General features: G+C 65.9%; 9 protein-coding genes and 1 tRNA gene. 8 read left to right on the forward strand and 2 right to left on the reverse strand.

Annotated features, from left to right (window positions below):
- Nucleotides 1-64 precede the first annotated feature (64 nt).
- Together XH81_RS05490 and XH81_RS05495 are read right to left on the reverse strand one after the other, a co-directional pair.
- Nucleotides 65-772, reverse strand: coding sequence for a flagellar hook assembly protein FlgD (locus tag XH81_RS05490; RefSeq protein WP_028140208.1), 708 nt, complete (start codon nucleotides 770-772; stop codon nucleotides 65-67).
- A 12-nt stretch (nucleotides 773-784) separates the two neighbouring features.
- The gene (locus tag XH81_RS05495; RefSeq protein WP_028140207.1) at nucleotides 785-2,422 is read right to left on the reverse strand and encodes a flagellar hook-length control protein FliK; all 1,638 of its coding nucleotides are present in this window, start codon (nucleotides 2,420-2,422) and stop codon (nucleotides 785-787) included.
- Nucleotides 2,423-2,765: 343 nt separating this feature from the next.
- Here XH81_RS05495 and mnmA point away from each other — a divergent pair, with 343 nt between their 5' ends.
- The 8 genes from mnmA to XH81_RS05535 all read left to right on the forward strand — a co-directional run bounded on the left by mnmA (nucleotide 2,766) and on the right by XH81_RS05535 (nucleotide 6,761).
- Nucleotides 2,766-3,947, forward strand: coding sequence for a tRNA 2-thiouridine(34) synthase MnmA (mnmA, locus tag XH81_RS05500; protein ID WP_028140206.1), 1,182 nt, complete (start codon nucleotides 2,766-2,768; stop codon nucleotides 3,945-3,947).
- A 20-nt stretch (nucleotides 3,948-3,967) separates the two neighbouring features.
- On the forward strand, nucleotides 3,968-4,606 hold the full coding sequence (locus tag XH81_RS05505) for a class I SAM-dependent methyltransferase (RefSeq protein WP_028140205.1): 639 nt from the start codon (nucleotides 3,968-3,970) through the stop codon (nucleotides 4,604-4,606).
- 44 nt (nucleotides 4,607-4,650) lie between these two features.
- Nucleotides 4,651-5,007, forward strand: a complete 357-nt coding sequence (locus tag XH81_RS05510) for a hypothetical protein (protein WP_028140204.1) — start codon at nucleotides 4,651-4,653, stop codon at nucleotides 5,005-5,007.
- A gap of 256 nt (nucleotides 5,008-5,263) precedes the next feature.
- Nucleotides 5,264-5,340 (forward strand) — tRNA-Met (locus XH81_RS05515).
- A 17-nt stretch (nucleotides 5,341-5,357) separates the two neighbouring features.
- The gene (locus XH81_RS05520) at nucleotides 5,358-5,690 is read left to right on the forward strand and encodes a hypothetical protein (RefSeq protein WP_028140203.1); all 333 of its coding nucleotides are present in this window, start codon (nucleotides 5,358-5,360) and stop codon (nucleotides 5,688-5,690) included.
- A 129-nt stretch (nucleotides 5,691-5,819) separates the two neighbouring features.
- Nucleotides 5,820-5,981, forward strand: coding sequence for a DUF2934 domain-containing protein (locus XH81_RS05525; protein WP_018318410.1), 162 nt, complete (start codon nucleotides 5,820-5,822; stop codon nucleotides 5,979-5,981).
- Nucleotides 5,978-6,163 carry a hypothetical protein gene (locus XH81_RS05530; protein WP_038948493.1) on the forward strand — a complete coding sequence of 62 codons (186 nt, stop codon included), beginning with the start codon at nucleotides 5,978-5,980 and terminating at the stop codon, nucleotides 6,161-6,163. The genes XH81_RS05525 and XH81_RS05530 overlap by 4 nt, the downstream gene beginning before the upstream one ends.
- Before the next feature lie 319 nt (nucleotides 6,164-6,482).
- On the forward strand, nucleotides 6,483-6,761 hold the full coding sequence (locus XH81_RS05535; protein WP_038970857.1) for a DUF2934 domain-containing protein: 279 nt from the start codon (nucleotides 6,483-6,485) through the stop codon (nucleotides 6,759-6,761).
- Nucleotides 6,762-7,984: the final 1,223 nt, after the last annotated feature.

Here is a 7,984-nt window from a genome sequence, read left to right on the forward strand (position 1 = left end):
CCTGGGGCTATGGATCCCCGCCTTCGCGGGGATGACAGCGAGTATATAGCAGCGGCGCGCACCTTTAATTGCTGCTGGTGGCGATGATGCTCTTCACCTGGCTCAGTGTGTAGCTTGCGCCGTCGATGGTGAGCAGGGGCGGCGATTGGGTCAGGTCGACCGACGACACGACGCCCTGCACCTGGGCGGCGATGCCGACATTGTTGTTCGCCACGTCCTTGCCCGTCGCCGTGATCGTATACTTGCCGTCGGGCCATTGCGTGCCGTCATTGCCCATGCCGTTCCAGGTGAAGGGAATGTCGGTGCCGGCGGCGGCGGTGTATTTGCCGGTGAACACGGTCTGGCCGCTGGCATTGGCGACGGTGATGTCGACGGTGGAGTCGGTCGGCACGTTGAGATGCCAGGTGGCTGATGACTTGGTCATGGTCGCGGTCGAGCCGTCGACCAGGGCGGTCTTGCCGACGAAGCCCAGCGCCTGGGTCGCCTGCGTGGTCTGCTGCAGGGTGACGAGCTGCGACAGCGCATCGTTGGTCTTGAGCTGCTGCTCGACGCCGGCGAACTGCACCAGCTGCTGCGTAAACTGGTTGGTGTCGAGCGGATCGAGCGGGTTCTGGTTCTGCAGCTGCGTGGTCAGCAGCGTCAGGAAGGTCTGGAAGTTGCCGGCGAGCGTCGATCCCGTGGTCGAGCTCAGCGAGTTCGACGAGGAGGATTTCGGGAGGTCGGTCGTGCCGGAGACGACAGCAGGAGCGGTAGCGCCAGTCGTGGTGGTCATGTCTGATACTCCTTACACTCTGATGTCGACGCCGCTGCTCGGCCCGTACATGCGGCCATAGCCGCGCCCGACGGGTGCGGCAGCAGCGGTGTCGTCCTCGCTGATGATCAGCCGGCGGGCATTGCCGCCATTGTCGTTGTTCTGGCCGGAGTTCTGGCCCGACGAATTCTGGTCGCGCAGGCTGAAGGACAGCCCGTTGCTGCCGGACTTGAGGCCGGCATCATCGAGCGCGCGCTGCAATTGCGGCGCGTCCTGGCGCAGCATCTGCAGCGTCTCCGGCTTCTCCACCGTGAGATGCGAGGTGACGTTGCCGTTGCGGTCGACATTGATGCGGACGTCGATGCGGCCGAGCTCGGCCGGGTCGAGGCTGATGTCGAAGCGGGACTTGCCGGAGCGGATGGCGGCCGCGATCTCCACCGGCACGCCGTTGATCGGCACCGCCGTCGCACTGGCCGCGGTCGCGGTCAGCGTCGCGGTCGAAGCGGACGCGGTCGAGGTCGTGTTGGTCAGCGGCGCCTGCATCGCGGAGGCGGCCTGCGCGCTGGTGTCGGCGGTGTTGAAAGCGGCCTGCGCATTGGCATGGGTGTGGGCGGCCGGTGCGGCCGGGATCGCGTCGGGCGTACGGTCCGCTGCGCCGGGCTTCGCCTCGGTCGCTGCGCCATCTACCTGCGGCTTGGCGCTTTGCGGATGCGCTGCGGCGTCGGCGGTCGCGGCGCCCGGCGCTTGTGTCGGGGCGGCGTTCGCCTTGCCGGCGTCCTGGCCGATATCGGAGACGTCCGACTGTCCTTGTGCGGTGGCGACGGCGGCCTGGAACGAGGTCTTCGGCGTGCCCTGGTTGACGGGGATCAACCCGCCGCTCGCCTTGGCGTCGGTCGCGGCCGCGTCGGTTGCCCCGGTCGCGGCATCGGCCAGCGTCGCGGTGGTGTCGGCGTCGACCTTGGCGCCGGCGGTCTTGGCGCTCTTGTCGGCGGGCGTGGCGGTGTCGGTCTTGGTGCCCGCGATCTGCGCCGCGGTCGAAGCGCTGGCGGCGATGCCGGCGGCGGCGATCGTCAGCGGCGAGGCGGTGGCGGCCTGGTTTGCAGCCGCGTTGGGATCGGCCGGGACGACCGGCGCGGCAACCACGATCGCGTTCGGATCGGGCACGGCCTGCGCCGCGTCGGCCGGCGCGGTTGCTGCGGCATCGACCGCGGCGGTGAGCGTGTCGGTGCCCTCGGTCTGGTCGTCCTTGGTTTTCTCGGATGTGTCAGCCGATTTGGCGTCCGACGCCTCGGACTTGTCCTTGACCTTGTCCTTGGCCGTGCCGGCGTCCTTGGCCGCATCCGTGGTCGTGTCGTTCGACTTGTCGTTCGCCTTGTCGTTCCTGGCGGGCGCGGAGGTGTCGGTGTCGTCGCGCGCCCTGCTCTGCGAGGATTCATCCGTGGACGAGGTGTCGCGCGGCCCCTTGTCCGCGGAGGACGAATCGCTCCGCCGCGGCGCGCTATCCTGGGCCTGCGAGGCCGCATTGGTGTTGATCGCCTGGGTGTTGCTGTCGACCAGCGACCCGAAGGAGTCGTTCGCGGACGGCTCCCTGGCGCTCTGCGACCGCGCAGGCTTTTGCTGCGCGCTCGAAACTTGCACGCTGGCCACGACATCTGACGTACGACTGACCACAGGCGACCCCTTGGAAACATCTTCGGCATCAGGGGAGCAAGGAGCGGGCCAGTGCCCTTTCAGGTATATTTATATAGCAAAATCAATCGTTTATGGATTCTATCCCGTCGCCGCAGGGCCCGCTGCGACCCCGCCATTTCTGCCTCCCCGGCAAGAATTGCCCTAAGCTGGCCGCCCCCGTGATTGCTTCACCGGAATGCCGCCTATATTAAAGAGGTTACTCTCAGCCGCTTTCGACCGGGCAGTCGTGCCTTGCGGGAACTAAAGTTCCCGGGGTTCGACGACGTCCCGCGAGAAGCATGAAATCGCGGATCGCCGCACGCCGTCACAACCCTTAAGGCCCATGCTCAACAGTCTGGATCTCGAAGGCCGTCCTGAGGACACCAGGGTCGTTGTCGCCATGTCGGGCGGCGTCGATTCCTCGACGACGGCTGCGCTTCTGAAGGCGGAAGGCTACGACGTCGTCGGCATCACGCTGCAGCTTTACGACCATGGCGCGGCGACCCATCGCAAGGGTGCCTGCTGCGCCGGCCAGGATATCCACGACGCCCGCGACGTCGCGGCAAAACTCGGCATTCCCCATTACGTGCTCGACTACGAGGATCGCTTCCGCGAATCCGTCATCGACAATTTCGCCGACAGCTACGCGCTCGGCGAGACGCCGGTGCCGTGCATCGAGTGCAACCGCAGCGTCAAATTCCGCGACCTCCTGAAGACCGCGCGCGAGCTCGGCGCACAGGCGCTCGCCACCGGCCATTACGTCGCCTCGCGCCGCCGCGAAGACGGCTCGCGCGCGCTGGTCTGCGCGGCCGACGCCGACCGCGACCAGAGCTATTTCCTGTTTGCGACGACGCAAGAACAGCTCGACTTCCTGCGCTTCCCGCTCGGCGACATGACCAAGCCCGAGACGCGCGAGCTCGCGCGCCGCTTTGGCCTGTCCGTCGCCGACAAGCACGACAGCCAGGACATCTGCTTCGTGCCGACGGGCCGCTATACCGACATCATCACGCGCCTGCGTCCGAATGCGATGGACCCCGGCGACATCGTGGATCTCGACGGACGCGTGCTCGGCCGGCACAACGGCATCGCCAATTTCACCGTCGGTCAGCGCCGCGGCCTCGGCATCGCCGCCCACGCGCCGCTGTTCGTGGTGCGGCTTGAGGCTGCCACCCGCCGCGTCGTCGTCGGCCCGCGCGATGCGCTGAAGATGCACCGCATCGCCTTGCGCGACGTCAACTGGATCGGCGGCGGCGACATCGACCGCGCCATCGGCGCCGGCCTCGAATTGTTCGTGCGCGTGCGCTCGACCCGCGCGCCGCAGCCCGCATGGCTGCGCGGCAGCGATGGTCATTACGAGGTCGAGCTCGTCGGCGGCGAGGAGGGCGTCTCGCCCGGCCAGGCCTGCGTGTTCTACGACGCGCCCAGTGGGCAGGCGCGCGTGCTCGGCGGCGGCTTCATTCAAAGCGCCGCCGCGAAAGTCGCGACAGGCACGGCGAGGCCGCTTGTCGAAGCGGTGCGCGGTTAAGAGAATTCAGGGCAGGGGGCATGGCAGCAGACATCTCGCGGGCCGGGGTCGAGAAGGCCTATGGCCGCTGGGCGCCGGTCTATGATCTCGTGTTCGGCAAGGTGTTCGACGCCGGACGGCAGTCGACCATCGCGGAGGCCGACCGCATCGGCGGCCGCATCCTCGACGTCGGCGTCGGTACCGGCCTGTCGCTGTCGGACTATTCGCGCACCACGAAAATCTGCGGCGTCGACATCTCCGAGCCGATGCTGCGCAAGGCGCAGGCGCGGGTGCGTGCGCTTCGCCTCTCCAATGTCGAAGTGCTCTCGGTGATGGATGCGAAAAACCTCGCCTTCCCCGAAAACTTCTTCGACGCGGTGGTGGCGCAATATGTCATCACCGCCGTGCCCGATCCCGAAGGCACGCTCGATGAGTTCGTGCGCGTGCTCAAGCCCGGCGGCGAGCTGATCCTCGTCAACCACATCGGCGCCGAGACCGGCCCGCGCAAACTGTTCGAGCTCGCCTTCGCGCCCGTCGCCCGCCGCCTCGGCTGGCGCCCGGAATTCCCGTGGGCCCGCCTCGAGGGCTGGGCCGCGAGGCACGGCGGCATCACCTTGGCCGAACGGAGGCCGATGCCGCCGATGGGGCACTTTTCGCTGATCCGCTACCACAAATCGTGATCGTGCCGAGGGAACACGCGCCGTGATCGGCGCGTTTTGCTCCCATGCGCACGACATCAAACATCATCCTGGCCAGCCTCCTGATCGTCGCCTCCGGCAGCGCGATCGCGCAGGCTCCGCCCGCCCCGGCGACGCCGCCGCAAGCGACCGCGCCGCCATCCCCGCAACATGCGGCCAATTGCACCCCGCAGGACCGCCCTAACCGCCAGGCCGATGGCACCACCACCGGCCAGTCCCGGGAACCGCTCGGCGACAAGCTGGCAAAGTCCGACGGCGTGCTCTGCCCGCCCGCGGGCGTCGACCCCGAGATGCACGCCCCGGCCCCCGACACCGGCGGCAACACCCCGGTGATCCCGCCCCCCGGCAGCCCCGGCGGCGACCCGAACGTGCGGCCGAAATAGGCCCGATTCTTCCTTCGCCTCTCCCGCTTGCGGGAGAGGCCGGAATCCGCAAAAGCGCGGCTTCCGGGTGAGGGGGAGTCTCCGCAAATCTGATATCCAAAACAGGCGATCCGCCGCCAAAACCGGTCGCTTTTCCACCCCCAAACGCCCTGTCGCGCCGAAGCTTTTAGCGAAGGCGGATTGACTTCCCGCCGCCCCCTTCTTTATATGCCGCGCGTTCGCGAGATCGGCCGTAGCCGCCGTTCGCGAGCCCTGTGGCGGGGTAGCTCAGCTGGTTAGAGCACGGGAATCATAATCCTGGGGTCGGGGGTTCGAGTCCCTCTCCCGCTACCAATATCCCCGAGCTTCGCATGTCCATCCTCCAAGAGGCGTTGCACGACCTGCTGCGTGTCCTGGCCTTTGCGACCTGGGGATGTGCGGTCGTAATCTTGGCGATGGCGATACGCCTGGCCTTCTTGAGAGCCGGAGCATCGCCCGAGTGGCGCGGCCTGCTGACGCTCAGGCGTCCGTTGGCGAGCGAGCTCTCGTGGGAATTCCACGCGGCCAATGGTCAGCTCATGCGTCTCATGCTTGCATTCGCCGCGATGCTAGGCATCGGCGCCCTGCTGTTCTGGCTGGATACCCTGCTTCTTCCTGTCTCAAGTAATTTGATGAGCGTGCTATCGCCCGGCGCGCGCGATTAGGAACTCCCGCGCACGATGGAAGCTTGAATCCGCGGGTCAGCCTCGCCGCCGATCGCTGGCCTGCACGGCCCGCCTCCAAGCCCCCCATACCCCCCAGGGTGGGCCGTGCTTCACCAGAGGAGACGAGCATTGTCCGACCCGACCGAGCAAGAGATCAGAGAACGCGCGCACCGCCTGTGGGAGCAGGCCGGCAAGCCCGAAGGCCGCGAAGAAGAATTTTGGAACGCGGCCGAGCAGGAGCTGCGCAACGAGGAAAAGTCGAACACGCTGCGGACGCCGGATACGCTGTGACCGACAAGACCTGCCCATTCTGCCAGGGTCTGGGATGGGTCTGCGAAAACCATCCGCTCCGGGCGTGGAGCGAGAAACTCGGCGGCTGCCGCTGCGGTGAGGGCATGCCCTGCACCTGCAACACGACTGAGGATCCGGAAATCAGAGTGGTGATCGTCGAAGCCGACACGACGTGGCACTAAAGCATGACCCGGAAAAGTGCGCAGCGGTTTTCCGAAAAGATCATGCTTAAACAACAACCTGAAGCGCGATGGCGATTCATCCTAATCGCATCGCGCTTTAGCGGCGTCGACTCGATGTGATGGTGCGTAGGATGGGTGAGCCCTTGCGAATCCCGTCATGCGTCGACGTCGTCCAGACCCCGATGGGTTTCGCTTCGCTCACCCCATCCTACGCTCTTCCATCCCGCGCGCTTTTGCCGAGGGAACAGACCATCCCCGAAAGGAATTCAATCTCCGAACAGCACGGGCTCTGGCAACATTTCCCACGGCAGTGTCGGCGGTGGACGAGCAGAAAAAGATAGAGCACCAGATCGAACTCGCCACGCGAGCGGCCGCGCTCGTCAAGGACGAAACCACCGGCCAGCGTTTCCGAAGTTTTGCCGAAGAGCTGAAGCGAAAGCTCCGCCGCATGATGCGGCGCGGCCAGGTGCGCGCACGCGCCTACGAGCTCTGGGAGCAGGCGGGACGGCCGAGCGATCGCGAGCTGGAGTTCTGGCTCGAAGCGGAGCGGCAGGTGGAGGAAGAGCGCGAGGAGCGGAAGGGGGCGGGTGGTTCGTAGGCGGAAGCTCCACTTCGATTGAGGGAGATCACGTTCGGACATCGTCATGCCCGGGCTTGTCCCGGGCATCAACGTTCTTGTGCTGCGGAGCAACAAAGAAAAGCCGCCGGGCTCTTCACCCAGACGGCCTCAAAAGTCCCTAGCTGTCGATCGCCTCCGCAGCCTCACGCGTACCGCCGTTACCTTGTTTGCGGCCATGCTGGGTCATTGTAGGGGAGGGCCGCTGATTCTGCTGTGATCTGAAGCACACAGTGGAAAAGAGGATGGGGAGGGGAAGGTCCCGTGCCGCATGAGAGCTCGGTAGTAGGATGGGTTGAGCTCTTGCGAAACCCATCATGCCTCGGCGTTGGGAACATCTTGATGGGTTTTGGTCTCGGGGCCGCGGGAGCTAGACTTGTGTTCCATGGAGACTGAGGGCTTGTTTAGCAATCGCGACGATTGACTTGTCTGCCCATAACCCACCCTGTGTCGCCCTCCGTCAACCCCTCCCCACAAAAATATTCCACTTTACCGAAATTCGGTTTCGGCGTATGTGTCGCCCATCCCGGCTCACCCAAGAGGGGCGACTATGTGTCGTCACTGTCGCGAGCCGGGTCTGCGGTGGACGCGGCAGCGTCGGCACGAGAGGTGCGGGCAGGGCGGGTAGTCCCTGTGAGTCCGTAACCGCGTGCGACGAGCGGCGCTGTCAGGTTCGTCTCGTCTGCAGGTCGACGGCAACGTGCACAACGTCGTCGAACCCTGCGGCGAAATGGCGGGCCGTGCGTACGGCAAAACCGTGTGGTCCTGGCCGTCGTTGCTACGGTCAAGCATCTGCGGAGATGCGCGCGAGCCCAACCGGGCGGACGGCATCGTCAATTCGCGGGGCGAGGGAGGCCAGAAGGAAAGGTCGGCTCCCGGGAGATCACGGCATAAGCCGTCCGACCATCGCGCAGGGAAGGCCGAGTGATCGGCGACACCTGTATGCTGCTGTGCGGTCTCCTTTGCGCATTATTCGCGCAGCAGACCGCGGGTGCACGCTGGCACCCGGCCTTCCCTGCGCCCTCTTGGCTTTATGAGGGTGGAGCGACGAAGCAAAGCTCGGGCGGATTGAGCCGCGAGATCGGGAAGGCGTGTCTGTGTTTCGAGCTGCGTGCCACACACTCGATCTCGTAGGGTGGGCAAAGCGGAAGCGTGCCCACGCCTTGTTGCTTATGGAGAGAGATCGTGGGCACGGCGCTATGCGC

Origin of the sequence: Bradyrhizobium sp. CCBAU 25360 (assembly GCF_028128695.1) — a bacterium.
In the GTDB taxonomy this organism is placed as follows: domain Bacteria; phylum Pseudomonadota; class Alphaproteobacteria; order Rhizobiales; family Xanthobacteraceae; genus Bradyrhizobium; species Bradyrhizobium ottawaense.

Bases quoted from the DNA above. Each gene is read 5' to 3' on its own strand.
- XH81_RS05505 (WP_028140205.1), top strand. From the start codon at position 3,968: ATGGCAGCAGACATCTCGCGGGCCGGGGTCGAGAAGGCCTATGGCCGC.
- XH81_RS05490 (WP_028140208.1), bottom strand. From the start codon at position 772: ATGACCACCACGACTGGCGCTACCGCTCCTGCTGTCGTCTCCGGCACG.
- XH81_RS05520 (WP_028140203.1), top strand. From the start codon at position 5,358: ATGTCCATCCTCCAAGAGGCGTTGCACGACCTGCTGCGTGTCCTGGCC.
- mnmA (WP_028140206.1), top strand. From the start codon at position 2,766: ATGCTCAACAGTCTGGATCTCGAAGGCCGTCCTGAGGACACCAGGGTC.
- XH81_RS05510 (WP_028140204.1), top strand. From the start codon at position 4,651: ATGCGCACGACATCAAACATCATCCTGGCCAGCCTCCTGATCGTCGCC.